The sequence below is a fragment of the Sandaracinomonas limnophila genome (assembly GCF_004005965.1).
GTDB classification, from domain to species: Bacteria; Bacteroidota; Bacteroidia; order Cytophagales; family Spirosomataceae; genus Sandaracinomonas; species Sandaracinomonas limnophila.
This window is the reverse complement of record NZ_SACY01000003.1, coordinates 500,510-515,817: the sequence shown is the minus strand read 5'-3', so window position 1 is coordinate 515,817 and position 15,308 is coordinate 500,510. Positions and strand designations below refer to the sequence as shown.

At 35.2% G+C, this 15,308-nt stretch carries 14 protein-coding genes; 5 read left to right on the top strand and 9 right to left on the bottom strand.

What is annotated here, in order from left to right; genetic code table 11:
* Positions 1-65: 65 nt before the first annotated feature.
* On the bottom strand, positions 66-2,501 hold the full coding sequence (gene pheT / locus EOJ36_RS08395; protein ID WP_127804281.1) for a phenylalanine--tRNA ligase subunit beta: 2,436 nt from the start codon (positions 2,499-2,501) through the stop codon (positions 66-68).
* 4 nt (positions 2,502-2,505) lie between these two features.
* Positions 2,506-3,081: a peptide deformylase gene (def, locus tag EOJ36_RS08390; protein WP_127804279.1), complete on the bottom strand. Its 576-nt coding sequence runs from the start codon at positions 3,079-3,081 to the stop codon at positions 2,506-2,508.
* Between the two features lie 83 nt (positions 3,082-3,164).
* On the opposite strand from def, the gene EOJ36_RS08385 reads away from it, so the two are divergent.
* The 3 genes from EOJ36_RS08385 to bioB all read left to right on the top strand — a co-directional run bounded on the left by EOJ36_RS08385 (position 3,165) and on the right by bioB (position 6,713).
* Positions 3,165-3,782 (top strand): inorganic pyrophosphatase, encoded by a 618-nt coding sequence (locus tag EOJ36_RS08385; protein WP_127804277.1) that lies wholly within the window; start codon positions 3,165-3,167, stop codon positions 3,780-3,782.
* A 101-nt stretch (positions 3,783-3,883) separates the two neighbouring features.
* On the top strand, positions 3,884-5,659 hold the full coding sequence (gene sppA, locus EOJ36_RS08380) for a signal peptide peptidase SppA (protein ID WP_127804275.1): 1,776 nt from the start codon (positions 3,884-3,886) through the stop codon (positions 5,657-5,659).
* A gap of 49 nt (positions 5,660-5,708) precedes the next feature.
* Positions 5,709-6,713, top strand: coding sequence for a biotin synthase BioB (gene bioB / locus EOJ36_RS08375; RefSeq protein ID WP_127804273.1), 1,005 nt, complete (start codon positions 5,709-5,711; stop codon positions 6,711-6,713).
* 76 nt (positions 6,714-6,789) lie between these two features.
* On the opposite strand, the gene EOJ36_RS08370 is transcribed toward bioB, so the two are convergent.
* Genes EOJ36_RS08370 through EOJ36_RS08350 form a run of 5 tightly spaced genes read right to left on the bottom strand, consistent with a single transcriptional unit; the run spans position 6,790 to position 11,002 of the window.
* The gene (locus tag EOJ36_RS08370) at positions 6,790-7,221 is read right to left on the bottom strand and encodes a GNAT family N-acetyltransferase (protein WP_127804271.1); all 432 of its coding nucleotides are present in this window, start codon (positions 7,219-7,221) and stop codon (positions 6,790-6,792) included.
* A 50-nt stretch (positions 7,222-7,271) separates the two neighbouring features.
* Positions 7,272-8,849 carry a ribonuclease Y gene (gene rny, locus EOJ36_RS08365; protein ID WP_127804269.1) on the bottom strand — a complete coding sequence of 526 codons (1,578 nt, stop codon included), beginning with the start codon at positions 8,847-8,849 and terminating at the stop codon, positions 7,272-7,274.
* Positions 8,850-8,892: 43 nt separating this feature from the next.
* Entirely contained in the window at positions 8,893-9,183 is a 291-nt protein-coding gene (locus EOJ36_RS08360; protein ID WP_127804267.1) for a cell division protein ZapA, read from the bottom strand.
* On the bottom strand, positions 9,180-9,509 hold the full coding sequence (locus EOJ36_RS08355; RefSeq protein WP_238944443.1) for a hypothetical protein: 330 nt from the start codon (positions 9,507-9,509) through the stop codon (positions 9,180-9,182). Before EOJ36_RS08355 ends, EOJ36_RS08360 begins: the two co-directional genes overlap by 4 nt.
* Positions 9,506-11,002, bottom strand: coding sequence for a lipopolysaccharide biosynthesis protein (locus EOJ36_RS08350; protein ID WP_127804263.1), 1,497 nt, complete (start codon positions 11,000-11,002; stop codon positions 9,506-9,508). Before EOJ36_RS08350 ends, EOJ36_RS08355 begins: the two co-directional genes overlap by 4 nt.
* Before the next feature lie 92 nt (positions 11,003-11,094).
* Between EOJ36_RS08350 and EOJ36_RS08345 the strand changes: the two genes are divergently transcribed.
* The gene (locus EOJ36_RS08345; RefSeq protein WP_127804261.1) at positions 11,095-11,538 is read left to right on the top strand and encodes a hypothetical protein; all 444 of its coding nucleotides are present in this window, start codon (positions 11,095-11,097) and stop codon (positions 11,536-11,538) included.
* Here the strand turns inward: EOJ36_RS08345 and EOJ36_RS08340 are convergent, their stop codons facing one another.
* Together EOJ36_RS08340 and EOJ36_RS08335 are read right to left on the bottom strand one after the other, a co-directional pair.
* Positions 11,539-12,297: a LytR/AlgR family response regulator transcription factor gene (locus EOJ36_RS08340; RefSeq protein WP_127804259.1), complete on the bottom strand. Its 759-nt coding sequence runs from the start codon at positions 12,295-12,297 to the stop codon at positions 11,539-11,541.
* A 2-nt stretch (positions 12,298-12,299) separates the two neighbouring features.
* Positions 12,300-13,352: a sensor histidine kinase gene (locus EOJ36_RS08335; RefSeq protein WP_127804257.1), complete on the bottom strand. Its 1,053-nt coding sequence runs from the start codon at positions 13,350-13,352 to the stop codon at positions 12,300-12,302.
* Positions 13,353-13,493: 141 nt separating this feature from the next.
* Here EOJ36_RS08335 and EOJ36_RS08330 point away from each other — a divergent pair, with 141 nt between their 5' ends.
* Entirely contained in the window at positions 13,494-15,302 is a 1,809-nt protein-coding gene (locus EOJ36_RS08330) for a family 16 glycoside hydrolase (RefSeq protein WP_127804255.1), read from the top strand.
* Positions 15,303-15,308: the final 6 nt, after the last annotated feature.

Genomic DNA, 15,308 nt, shown 5'->3' with positions numbered 1-15,308 from the left:
AATTAATTTTCATCTTAAAATGAAACAATTCTAATTTTATTATGTGAATTACGTATTAATATATATTATTTGCGAATTACAGCACCTAAATCCTTTTCAAAACCTTTCATTAATCGCTCCATTGTGGAATCAATTACCTTGTCGGTCAAGGTTTGTTGTTCATCTTGTAGGGTAAATGAAACAGAATAGGACTTTTTGCCTTCTCCTAAATTCTTGCCCTCGTACACATCAAAAATAGAAACCGACTTCAATAAATTCTTTTCGAATTGAGAGGCAGTTTTTTTGATGGACTGGAAAGTTACAGTCTTATCAATCACTAAAGATAAATCTCTCCTTACTTCCGGGAATTTTGAAATTTCTTGATAAACAAATTTGTCTTTACTTTGCTTCACCCAAAAATCCCAATCAAAATCTGCTAAAAATGCTTCTTGCTTTACATCAAATTTAGCAGCCAAATCTGGTTGAATTAATCCCAGACTTATTACAGCCTTTTTGTTAACTAAAACCTTTAAGCCAAAAGCATAAATATCAGAATTTTCAATTGTCTCTGTGTCAAAGGCCGGTGATCCCATTTGCCACATCAAGGATTGAACTAATTGAAACAAATGATAAAATTGAGATTTACCGGGATTAACCTCCCAAGTTTCACCCATCCATAATCCAGAAACCAACAAGCTTAAATGTCTTTTTTCTAAATATTTTTCCCCTTTTTTATGGTAGGTTTTTCCAAATTCAAACAACTTTAAATCCTTTTGGCGGCGATTAATATTATGTGCCAAAGTTTCTAATCCTTGGAAAACAACATGTTGACGCATAACACCCAAATCTTCTGAAAGTCTGTTTAATATCTGAACCGTTTCAAATTCTAAATCTTTCGCAATCCATTGATGAAATTCTTCTTTGGTCAATGAATTGGTGATAATTTCATTAAATCCTTTCGCCAATAGTGATTGACTAATTTTTAGTTGATTCTTCTCCTTATCTATGGTTGGAAATTCCGATAAAAAATTAGCACTTAAATGTTCAGAAAGAGGAACATTGTCTAATCCATGTATGCGAAGGATTTCCTCTACCAAATCGGCCTCTCTGGTTACATCAACACGATAAAGTGGTGCCAAAACCTCAAAATTCGCTTCATCATTTTTGACAAATTCAAAATCTAATGCTTCTAAAATTCGAACAATTTCTTTCGAAGGGATTTCGATTCCAATGTAATCGTTAATACGTTGGAAGCTGCTTGATATTTGAACTCGTACAGCTTTTTCTGGATAAAAATCTGTGATCTCTGAAGTGATTTTTCCCCCAGCAATTTCTAAAATCAATTTCGCTGCATATTTTAAAGCAAACATTTTTGCCTCAACATCAGTGCCTCTTTCAAATCGGAAAGAAGCATCTGATTTTAAACTATGTAATTGGGAAGCTTTACGGATCCTTTCCGGTCTAAAATGTGCCACTTCTAAGAATACTCGAGTGGTTTTCGACTTAATACCAGAATCTGCACCACCCATCACTCCTGCAATTCCAATGGCAGTTTCCGCATCACAAATCATTAATTCTTCTCCATGAAGTTTTCTTTTAACTTCATCAAGGGTCACAAATTCAGTTCCCTTCGGCAAGGTTTTTACTAATAATTTGCCCCCTTTAATTTCACTCCAATCATATGCATGCATGGGTTGTCCCAGGCCATGACAAATGAAATTCGTGATATCAACAATGTTATTTATCGGACGTAACCCAATGGCAATTAATCGCTCTTTTAACCATTCTGGTGAATCTTTGACCTCCACACCATCGATGGTTAATCCACAAAAACGGGTACAACCCTCATCCTCTACAATTACTTGAATAGGGTGGATGTTTTCACCAGATGTGATTTCAGCTACATCTGGCAATTTGATTTCTAGTCCAGAAACAGCTTTGATGTCTCTTGCTACTCCCCAATGGGATGCAGCATCTGCTCTATTGGGAGTCAGACCTATTTCAATTACTTGGTCCGAATTTAATTGAAAATATTCTGCAGCTGGAGTTCCATTGGGTAATTGGGTATCTAAAACTAAGATACCATCATGTGACTCTCCAATGCCAATTTCATCTTCTGCACAAATCATTCCCTCTGAGGGCTGTCCATAAACCTTTCTTTTTTCAATTGTAAATAAAGGCTTACCTTCTTTATCATATAATTGTGTGCCAGGAGTTGCAACTATAACTTTTTGCCCTGCTGCCACATTAGCCGCCCCACAAACAATTTGAAGCAATTCTTCTTGTCCAACATTTACAGTTGTTGCCGAAAGCGTTTTGTCTTTTACTTGAAATTTTTCGCAGGTAATAACCTCGCCAACCACAAAACCCTTCAAACCTCCAGGAATTGTTTCTTGCGATTCTATACCTTCAACCTCTAAACCTGTATTAGTCAATAAAACATCCAATTCCTCTGCTGAACCTTTTGAAGGTAATTCAGATGTATTTATAAAATCGTTAAGCCAATTAAGTGATATTTTCATAATCTTATCGGGAGAATTTCATTTTATAATCCACAGAAACTTTCCCTTTTGTAATATCTGTCAATTTGTTTTTAATCATTCTTTTTTTAACCATATTCAGGTGATCTGTAAATAAAATTCCTTCAATATGATCGTATTCGTGTTGGATAATTCTTGCGGCTAAACCCTCAAAAACTTCTTCTTTTTCTTCTCCTAGTTCATTCCAGTAATGAATTTTAACAAATTCTGGTCTGAATACTTCCCCTCTTACACCAGGAATAGATAGGCATCCTTCCTCAAATCCCCATTCCTCACCAGTTTCTTCAATAATAGTCGGATTTACAAAAACTTTTTTGAAGTCCACTAATGAAGGATCATTATCCTCGTCCTCGTCATCTTCGTCGTTCATGGGTCTACCATCCACAACAAAAACACGAATAGCCATTCCAATTTGTGGGGCAGCTAATCCAACTCCATTGGCGGCATACATGGTTTCAAACATATCGTCAGCCAATTTGTGGAGGTCTAAACTTCCAAATTCAATATCTTCTGCAACCTTTCTTAAAACCGGATCGCCGTAAGGAATGATAGGGTAAATCATAATAAATGTCAATCAAACCACAAATTTAACGAATTTTTGTATTTTTGTAAGCTAAATGTCTGAGTAGATTTAATAAACACATTATGAATAGAAATTTTTTTAAGGCACATCCTTGGCATGGAATCAATATCGGGGAAAATATGCCAGAAGTTGTAACCGCTTTTATTGAGATTGTACCAACTGATACCGTAAAATACGAAATTGACAAACAAACTGGATTTTTGAAGATTGATCGTCCACAAAAGTTCTCAAATATAGTTCCTGCTCTTTATGGATTTTTACCTCAAACGTATTGTGCAGATGGAATTGCCGAATTAGCACGTAAATATTCTGGTAAAGATATTGAAAAGGGAGATGGTGACCCATTGGATATTTTGGTCTTATCTGAAAGGGCTATTACGCATGGTGACATTATTTGTGAGGCCATTCCTATTGGAGGAATTCGTATGATTGATAAAGGGGAAGCTGATGATAAAATCATTGCTGTTTTAAAGGATGATCCAATTTATGGCAAATGGAGAGATATTTCTGATGCTCCAAAAGATATCGTTCAACGTTTGCGCCATTACTTCTGGACCTACAAAATGTTGCCAGGTGAAACAAGTTCCTTGGCAGTTGATATTGATGATGTGTATGGCAGAGAAGTTGCACACGAAGTAATTATTCAATCAAGGGAAGATTATAGAAAAAACTTCGGTTAAGCCGTTGTTTGAATGTATTTTCCGTTGAACATATTCTTTATGCCTAGTTTAACTTTTTTATTCAAATTTGAGAATAAAATAAAACACTAAACAATAAAATTATGTGGCAATTTGTAAAAAATACCTTATCTAATATACTTGGCCTATTCCTGTTTAGCTTATTGAGTATTCTCATTATTGCAGGAATAGGTACAGTTATGTCCGAATCTGATGCTAAAGTAGAAATAAAAGAAAATTCTATTTTACGCTTAGATTTATCACATCCAATTGTTGAAAATGCAAATTCTGAAGAAAATCCATTCGCAGACTTATTGGGGCCTTTTGTGGAAAACGCAGAAAAAATTGGCTTGATTCAATTATTAGATGCAATTGAACGTGCCAAAATAGATACGAAAATAAAAGGGATATATTTGGAATCTACGATGCCTATGGCTAGTTATGCTCAGATTTCAGAAATTCGCGATGCCATTGAAGACTTCAAGAAATCAGGAAAATTTGTAATTTCTTTTGCGGATTCTTATTCTCAAAAAGGGTATTATTTAGCCTCAGTTTCTGATAAGGTTTACTTGAATCCTAATGGTTTAGTAGAGTTTAGCGGAATTTCATCGAATCCGATTTTTTTCAAAAAAGCTTTTGATAAACTAGGAGTAGAACCGCTTGTTTTTAAAGTGGGTAAATACAAATCAGCAGTTGAACCTTTTATCCGTGAGGATATGAGTCCAGAAAATAAGGAACAAACTTTGTCTTATTTGAACTCGATCAACTCTTTTGTATTTGATAAAATTGCCCGCTCTCGCAACTTATCAGTTCCGACCTTAAATACCATTGCAGATAGTTTATGGTCATTTCGCCCAAAATTAGCTGAGCAAAAAGGCTTACTTAATTTGGCTTATGAAGATCAAGTGACAGACGAATTGATGAAATTGGTAAAAGTGAAGGAAAAGGAAGATTTAGAATTCATTGGTTTAAATTCCATCCTAAAAGCAGATAGCCCTATTAAAGAAGTTGAAAGCTCCGATAAAATTGCAGTATTGGTGGCTGAAGGAGAAATAGTTGGAACCAAAGCAGATGATGATGCCATCGGATCAGAAAATTTCAATAAAGAGTTGAGAAAATTGCGTGACAACAAATCGGTTAAAGCAATTGTATTGCGAATCAATAGTCCTGGAGGATCTGCATTGGCTTCTGATAACATGTGGAGAGAAATTCAATTGGCCAAAAAAGTTAAGCCAGTAATTGCTTCCATGTCTACTTATGCAGCTTCAGGTGGTTATTACATGGCAATGGGGACAGACGCTATTGTGGCCCATCCTGCAACAATCACTGGCTCTATTGGAATTTTTGGTCAATGGTTTAATTTGGATAATTTGATGAAAGAGAAATTGGGAATTACCAAAGACCAAGTGAAAACAAATGCCCATTCAAGTTTTATGCAAACGACCGGTGCTTTATCCGATTTTGAAAAAAATGTAATTCAGCAAATTGTTAATGAAGGGTACGAATCATTTACCTCAAAAGCTGCGCAAGGTAGAAAAATGCCTGTAGAAAAATTAAAATCTATAGCCGAAGGTCGAGTTTGGACAGGAGCCCAAGCCAAACAGATCGGCTTGGTAGATGAGTTGGGTGGATTGAAAACAGCTATTCAATTGGCAGCTGATAAGGTTAAACTGAAAAAAGGTGCATATAAAGTGTCCATATATCCAAAGAAAAAAATGTTTTTGGAGAAATTATTGGAATCATCAATTTCGGAATCAAAAATTACAGAACGTTTGATTCAAAAGAATATTCCTTGGGCAGATGCTATGTTAGAAATCAATCGAATTAAAAACAGAGAAGGCTTACAAGCTTTGATGCCTTATTTAATAGAATTGAAATAAAATTGATAAATGTCGGGTTCCGACATTATCTTTGTGAAAATTTAAACAAATGATTAGACACGATTGGACAAGGGAAGAGGTTGAACAAATTTTTAATCAACCATTTTTGGATTTAGTTTATCAGGCTGCTACGGTGCACCGTCAGAATTTTGATCCAAATGAAGTTCAAGTAAGTACCTTGTTGTCTATTAAGACAGGCGGTTGTCCAGAAGATTGTTCCTATTGTTCTCAAGCTGCTCGTTACCATACAAACGTAAAAGTTCAAAAATTGTTACCTTATGAAGAGGTGATTTCTGCAGCTGTGCGTGCCAAAGAAAATGGTAGTTCTCGTTTTTGCATGGGGGCAGCATGGAGAGAGGTTAGAGATAATAAGGATTTCGATCGCGTATTGGAAATGGTTAAGGGTGTTAATACTCTTGGAATGGAGGTTTGTTGTACACTTGGAATGTTGAGCGAAGAGCAGGCTGAAAAACTAAAAGATGCAGGCTTATATGCATACAATCATAACATCGACACTTCTGAAGAATATTATGATGATGTTATTTCTACAAGAACATTTGACGACCGTTTGCAAACCTTAGAAAATGTCAGAAAGGCAAAATTATCAGTTTGTTCTGGTGGTATTATAGGAATGGGAGAATCGGCCAATGACCGTATTGGTATGTTGTTGACTCTTGCAAATTTACCTGAACATCCAGAATCTGTTCCAATTAATAATTTAGTTCCAGTGGAAGGAACTCCATTTGCGGATCAACCAACAGCATCTGTTTGGGATTTGGTACGCATGATTGCAACCGCAAGAATCATGATGCCACAATCGGCAGTTCGTTTGTCTGCTGGTCGATTGGAGTTAAACTATGAAGGTCAAGCATTCTGTTTTATGGCAGGAGCCAATTCTATCTTCTCTGGAGATGTATTATTGACAACTCCTAATCCAGATGCCAAATCGGACAAGGAATTATTCCAAATTTTAAATATCAAGCCAAAGGAAGCCTTTAAAGACGCTAAAAAAGCAAAGGTGTCATTCAATCAAATTCCGAGTGCACAAATTTAAAGTTATGAGTTATGGGTTATGAATTATGAAGTTTGCAAAATCGACAACTCATAACACATAACACATAACTCATAACTCATAACTCTTTTTCCATTGTATAATGCTGAATTTCATCAAAAAGCAAATATGACTTTTTGGTGATTTTGTATCCGAGGCTTTCATAAAAGGGTACTGCATTTTCTCGGGCCTCTAAAATGATTTCTCTGAGCCCAAGTTTAATGGCTTCATTCTCCAAATAGTTCATCAATATCTTTCCTAGGCCTTTTCCCTGCTGCATTGTTTTTATGGCTACGCAACGAACTTGACCAACACCAGGACTTGTTTCATGTAATCGTGCCACACCTAAGGCATCTCCTTGAGCATCAATTATCATTGCGTTAAGTGATGTAGAATCATCTGCTAATATTTCTGAGCCCAAAGGTTGATTCCAAGGCTCTCTTAATACTTCATAACGAAGCGCTAAATATTTTTCCCAATCAGATGGGGAGGTGGGTTGAATGATTTTCATAAAAAAAGGCTGCTTCTTTGAAACAGCCTTTAAGTTAGTAAATTCTATAACTATTTTGCAAAATTCACTGCGCGCATTTCACGGATTACCGTTACTTTGATTTGTCCTGGGTATTGCATTTCTTTCTCAATTTTTTGTGAAATATCAAAAGATAGATTACTTGCTTTTTCGTCAGAAACATTTTCTGAATCAACTAAAATACGAAGCTCCCTTCCGGCTTGGATCGCGTAACATTTTTGAACTCCGTCGAAAGAAGTAGCTAATTCCTCTAATTCTTTAAGTCGCTTCATGTAAGACTCCATCATTTCACGACGTGCACCTGGTCTTGAACCAGAAATGGCGTCACATACTTGAATGATTGGTGAAATCATACTTGTCATTTCAACTTCATCGTGGTGAGCTCCAATGGCATTACAAACCTCAGGATGTTCCTTGTATTTTTGAGCCAATTCCATGCCCAAAATTGCGTGTGGCAATTCTGGCTCATCTGGCCAAACTTTTCCGATATCGTGTAATAATCCTGCTCTTTTTGCAAGTTTAACGTTTAATCCTAATTCAGCTGCCATGGTAGAACAAAGCTTTGCTACTTCGCGAGAGTGCTGTAACAAGTTTTGACCATAAGATGAACGGAAACGCATTCTACCAACCATTTTGATTAGTTCAGGATGCAGGCCGTGTATTCCTAAATCAATCACAGTTTTCTCCCCAATTTCAACAATTTCGTCTTCGATGTTTTTGCGGGTTTTGTTCACAACCTCCTCAATACGAGCTGGGTGAATACGACCATCTTGCACCAAACGGTGTAAAGATAAACGAGCAATTTCTCTTCTCACTGGATCAAAGCCTGAAATGATAATAGCTTCAGGGGTATCATCAACAATGAATTCTACACCAGTCGCTGCTTCTAGTGCACGGATGTTTCTACCTTCACGACCAATGATTTTTCCTTTCACATCATCTGATTCAATGTTGAAAACGGAAACGCAGTTTTCAATGGCATTTTCAGCAGCGGTACGTTGAATGGTTTCGATAACTACTTTTTTAGCTTCTTTTGTAGCTGTCAATTTAGCTTCTTCAATGGCTTGTTTTACTAAAGAACTTGCTTTACTTTCTGCCTCAGCTTTTAATGCATCCATCAATTGTTCACGAGCTTCAGCTGCTGAAAGGTTTGAAATTCTTTCTAATTGGCTAATTTGATTGGCAAGCATTTCTTCAGCTTCCGCACGTTTTTTGTCAGCTTCTTCATTCTTTTTACGAAGGTTTTCTTCCTTGGATTGAATGCTTTGGCGAGCTGAATGAATTTCTTGCTCAGTAGTGCGTTGTTGTTCTGCCTGTTGTTGAAGAGTACGTTCTTTCTCTCTTAATTTTTGCTCATTTTCAATAAGAATAGCTTTTTTCGATTGTGTCTCCTCTTCAAACTCAGCTTTTAAGCGAATGAAATTTTCTTTCGCTTCCAACATTTTGTCTTTTTTTAGATTTTCAGCAGAGAATTCTGCGTTTTTTAGAATGTCGTCAGCCTTTTTTTGAGCTTCCGCTTCGAAATCTTTTGTGTTTTTTGAATTTAATAATTTCCCTCCGAATACCCCTGCAACCAAGGCTAAAATGGGAACTAAAATGGTAAGAATCATATAGCAAATGTGTTTAAAACATTAGCCCCAATGTACCTGAAAATTAATTAGAAAAGGAATTGATGAGTTCCAACAATTCCGAATTTTTCGTTTGAGTTTGGTGTAAGTGTTCGTCTAATTCGTTGTCGAATTTGATACCACACATGGCCAAATCTAAGGCAACCATCGCCATTACCGTTCCTGGATCTGTTTGGTTGGTCTTTTTTTCATAATATTTAACTAGTTCGTTTACTAATTTCGCAGCCTTTCTTACACAAAATTCCTCCTCTGGTTGAACCTTTAGGGCTAAAGCCTGTATTCCTAAAATAATATTACAAGGAAGTTTTTGGCTCATTTGTTTTTTAGGGCTTCAATACTATGTTCTATAATTGAAATATATTGTTCTAATTTTTTCTTCAAGTCAGTAGTTGGGACTACCGTATTTTCAGTATTAACTACAATTTTAGCAATTTTTTCTGATATTTTATTATTTTTTTCTAAATCTTTTATTTTCTCACTAAGGTCTTTTATCTGATTTTCCTTTGTTTCCAAATCAACCAAAAGCTTTTGATTTTGCTTGTTTTGATCAGCGAGCTTACCCATCGTTTCTTGCAATAATCTACCCATTTGAGTGATTTTCAATTGCAATTCCAGAAATTGGGTTTTGATTTTTGATCTCATTTTTTTAGGGAAAATTTCCCATCTTGGATGGAAAATTCTTTTAAAATTAAGAAAATTAAGAAGAAAATAATTCCTAAATTTTGACTAACTAATTGTGGAATAAACTGTGGTAAATAATTAGGTAATTCAATGGCAAGTAAACCTGCTAAGATGTATAGGATGGCACTTGTAATCTTGTAGGGTGCGGGATCGTATTTTTGTCCGCCAATTAAGCATAAAATAGTCATCAAAATTGCCGAAGCTAAAAAAGAATATGCACTTGCCATATATCCATATTTGGGGATAAATAAAATGTTGCCGGAAATGGTAACAGCAAATCCTATCAAAGTAATTAAAGTCCCCAAATAGGTTTTATCTTTCAATTTAAACCAAACAGAAATATTGTAATAAACACCTAAGAATAAATTAGCTAGTAATAAAACAGGTATAATTCCAATTCCTTCCCAATAAATTTCTCTCTTCAAAAAAATGCTTTTCAGCCAGAACAGGTTACAGGAAACTCCCATCCATAAAAAGATACATACAATGATGAACCAGTGAGTGACTAAGGCAAGGTTTTCTTTGGTATTTTCCTTTGAAACTCGTCCTAAAAAGAATGGCTCTGCTGAATATTTGAAAGCTTGAATTGCCAAGCTCATAAATATGGAAAGTTTGTAACAATTTCCATAAATTCCTAATGCATCTTGTGAAGTTCTACCAGGATAAAATCCGGCTGGAAGTAATTCTTCTAATAATAAACGATCAAACATTAAATTTGACATAGCTGCCAAACTCATGAACATGATTGGAAAAGCATAAATAATTAGACGCTTTAATTCTGTCCAATCCCATTCGAACCGGAAATCCTGAAATTCTTTTTTTAACCAAATGAAGAACGTGAAATTGGCCACAAGATTTGCCAAAAATATATATCCTGCACCTATTGATGGTTCGTATAAATGTTGGAAGTCAGCTTGCAATTGAGCTCCCCAGTGTCCATCATGTATAGGCTTAAAAACTAATAAAAACAGTAAATTAAGTCCAATGTTGACAAATATTGAAAATAATTTTGCCCCTACAAACTTTTTGGTTTTTTGTTCTAAACGTAATCTTGCGAAGGGAATGGCAGTAATGGAATCGATGGCCAAAATAAGGGCAATCCACCAAAGAAAAGTTTCTTGATGAGGGTACCCGAGTGCTGACATAATTGGGCCTGCGCCTATGAAAAGTAAGCCTGTAAAAATAGTGGTTGTAGTAATTATTGCCGTTAATATGATTCGATAATATTTCTGCGGATTTTCTTTTGCATACCTAAAATAGGCAGTTTCCATACCATAAGTATATAAAATGGTAGCAATGGCTATGTAAGAATAGAGTTTTACGTTAATGCCTAATTCAGAAGGGCTAAAGGCTTTTGTATGGACTAATACCAAAAGAAAATTGAGAGATCTTCCAATGATTGTACTGAATCCATAAGATAGCGTTTCGCCTGCTAATTTTTTTAAAACCGACATCGGGGAATATTTGCTTTCAAATTTACATATTTTTTAGTGTTCCCTAAATTTTAAAATGAAATTGCTAACTTGCGCCCACAATTTTAGCATACATGAACAACAAATTACTTTTTACCACTTTAATCTTTTTCGTTTCTTTAATTTCTAAAGCGCAAACGGTAAGTTATTATCCATTCAATTCGCAATTGGCCTTTTCAACTAAAACTTCAGCACCTGTTTTTTTTGAGGCAAGGGTTCAAATGAATTCAGCTACCTCCCTAATTACCACTGAGGTGGGTCCTCAAATTCCTGTTAAGAAAAAAGACAATGTAATCTATTATTTAGGTGGTGGTGTAAGTTTAGGGCTTTTAAATGATGTATATTTAAAGCAATCATCTAATTTGAAGGGCTTTTATGGATCATTTGGTGTTCGTGCGTACCCATTTGATAAATTGCCGAAATTAGGATTGAACTTTGAAATTACCCCTTATACAGATTCTCAAGTAACAACTGGACTGTTACGTGCCTGGTTAGGAGTTTCTTATAAGTTCAAATAATTAATTTTTTGAATAACCAATCGCCTGCATAAATTGATCAGCAAAGTTTTCACTAAGCGGGATGTGGTTTTCGCCAATCTTTATTTTTTGATTTCTGATCGACTCCATTTTTTTGATGGAAACGATGTATGATTTATGAACCCTGAAAAATTGATCTGAAGGAAGTTTTTCCTCGATGGATTTCATGGTCATTCGGCACACAATGGGGTGTTTTTGACTCGTCAAATGGATTTTGATGTAATCTTTTAGGCCTTCCACGTATAAAATATCATCAAACATCACCTTCATTAGGGAATAGTCGGCATGTATGAAAAAATAATCTTTATTGGTTTTGTTTTCGTTCTCCTTGTAAGAATGTATGCTTTTGAAATAATCGAATGCCTTATTGCAAGCCTTGAAAAAACGCTCAAAATTGATAGGTTTTAAGACATAGTCAATGACGTCTAAATTGAAACCTTCGATAGCATATTGTTGGTAGGCCGACACAAAAATAACCATCGGTTTATGAGTTAGACTTTCCAAAAATTGTATCCCTGTTAATCCGGGCATTTGGATGTCTAAAAAGATTAAATCAATTTTTTCATTTTGCAACACTTGCAAGGCCTCCATTGCATTTTTGCAACGCTTTTCAAGTTTTAAAAAGGGTATTTTCGAAATATTGTCTTCCAATAAATCGAGAGCTAAAGATTCATCATCAATGGCTAAACATTTTAAAAATGTATTTCCATTGCTTGTTTCTAAATTTTCTAACTCTTCCATTTTTACGAAATTATGTGAAGTTCAACAGTAAACACCTCATTGGTTTCATTGATTTTAAGGTGGTGATTGGGGTGCAATAATTCAAGTCTTCTTTTGACATTACTTAAGCCAATACCGGAACTGTCATCTTTTTTCTCCAATTTGGAAGCAGAATTAACCTTATTGCTAACCGTAAAAAATATTCCTGAGTCATCACTTTTCAAGTGAATGTCAATCGTAGGATTCTCTATTAAGCCAACCCCATGTTTAAAAGCATTTTCTACGAAAGGAATCAATAGCATAGGTTCAATTTGATTGCTTTTGTTTGTTATATTTTGTTCAAAATTGATCGAAATATCATTTCCGAAACGGATTTTTTGTAGATCTATATAACTTTCAAGATACAAGGCTTCTTTTTCCAAGGGTACACTGGAATCATTTGTCTCATATAACATATATCTCATCAATTCAGACAATTTGATCACTACAGGCTCCACCATTTCTGGTTTTCTGCGCGAAAGTGAAACTACAGAATTTAATACATTGAACATGAAATGTGGAGAAATCTGAGAGCGTAAAAAGGATAATTCCGATTTTAACGTTTCATTTTCAGACTCCTTTTGGAGCTCTTTTTCTTTTAAATTATCTACAACATTTTGATAGATATAACCGATAGCAAAAATGAAGAGAATTTGAAATAAACCAGATAAAAAGGGTGCTCTTCTAAAAATATTTCCTCTTAAGCGGTTTTCACCATGATGGTCAAAAATGATGAAACGTAACAAATCATTGAAATATAAACTGAAAACTATCAAAAATGTGATTCCAATTAAATACAAAATGAGACCTCTTTTTTTTAGGATATTTTTAATCAATAACTCTGTATGTAAATAAAAAACAGGAATATGAGAAACGCAGATTAATGAAAAATAAAAAGTCCATCGTTGAAATTTTTCAATTTCATGAACATCTTTAACTGTTGGATTCGGGCGCACCATAAATGGAAGAGCCAAGTAAACCGCCCAGAAAACTAGGTGTATTAGCCAGGAATTTATTCGAGAATTATTTTTTATCATCACGAAACTTATTGGATAGTTTACAAAACAATTAATTTAATTTCAATTAATTTAAAAATATATACCATTATCCTGATTGTGCCGATGAAAATACTATTATTTTTTTAATAGCTTTACACTTTAAACCTATTTTATTCCGAAATGAAACGATTGTACTTTTTACTTTTATTTGTTTCCTTTTCAAGTCTTGCCCAAAATCAGATTGCTCTGAATGACCTTTCTGCTTTTGATTCACCAACCAAAAATTGGACCATCGAAGGACGAGCAAAAGGAAATATTTCAGATTCCCTATTGCAAATAAGTATGGGGAATGGAATTTTGGTCAATACTCTGCGCCAAGGAAAGTATCACCGAGAAGATGACTTAAAATTTAAGTTGAATCATGGAGATATTCATTTTAAAATTGACTTCATGTTACCCAAGGGAGCAAATTCTGGGCTTTATTTGCAGGGCCGTTACGAATTGCAATTGTTCGATTCCTATGGCAAAAAATCGGTAAAATACAATGATTGCGGGGGTATTTATGAGCGCTGGGATGAAAAAAGAGGCAAAGGAAATGAGGGATATGAGGGCTCAGCTCCAAGGGTAAATGCTAGTAAAGCTCCCGGTTTATGGCAACATTTAGAAGTGGAATTTCAAGCACCACGGTTCAATGCCAATGGAGTGAAAACTCAATCTGCAATTTTCAAAAAAGTAATTTTAAACGGAGTTGTTGTTCAGGAAAATGTAATCGTTTCTGGATTGACCCGTGGGTCACTTTTTGACAAGGAAGCCGCTTTTGGTCCTTTGATGATTCAAGGTGATCATGGACAAATTGCCTTCAAAAATATTTGGTATGAGACATACGACTTACCAAGTGTTCAATTAGGAAAGGTTCGGTTTCAAGTTTATGAAGGTAAATTTCCAGACTATCAAGTGGGAAATGCAAAAGTTGTTCAGTCGGGTGATTTGGATAAAATAACTCAGAAAGCAATTGATTTACGAAGTGATTTTTTAACCAAATTTGATGAAGATATTGAAGTGCCTGCCACGGATACATATCAATTTAAAACAAATTGGACAGGATCTGGTCAATTGTTTGTAGATGGTCAATTATTAAATAAAGGGGCTTCTTGGTACACACAAAGCATTTACGAATCCATAAAATTGGAGAAAGGAACCCATCATTTACAATTAGTTTATGCAAAAGATTTTCCATGGGGGCCTAAATCGCTTGGTTTAAGTATCAAAAGAGTTGGGGCACATTGGGTGGATGTTCACGAGAGAACCTCATTGCCTGATCCGGAGGCAGTGGGAATGATTGAATTAAAGGCGGAATCTGAACCCGTATTTCAACGTTCTTTTACATTTCATAAAGGGATAAAAAAGACACATGTAATTTCTGTGGGTGACCCTTCAGGAATCCATTATTCTTACAATTTAAAACAAGGAGCACTTTTGCAGGTGTGGAAAGGGAAGTTTTTGAATGTTACACAAATGTGGGAAAATAGAGGCGAGCCTCAGACCTCTGAACCGATGGGTGTTGTTTTGGATATGGATGGTAAATTTCCTTTAGTAGTTGACCATCAAAATCAGTTGGACTCATTAGAGGCAAAGGATTTGGTGTATAAAGGTTATCGCATCCAGCATGGTCGTCCAATATTTAAGTATGATTGGAAATCTACCGGTTTGCAAATCGAAGATTATATTTTACCCAATGCAGAGGGAACAGGTTTGTTGAGAAAAATTAAAATTGTAGGGGCAAGCCCAACTAAATCCAATGTGCAATTGATTGTTTCCAATGCAACTGATTTTGCAGAATTGAATTCCAACATGCAATCTGCTAATAGCAATGAATACAATGTGAAATGGGAAAAAGGGACAGCTGAAATATTGAAATTAGGTAATCACCAATTTCAATTAAGGTTGCCTTTGTTAGGGGAGGAGTTTAATTATCAAATTATCTGGTAGAAATAA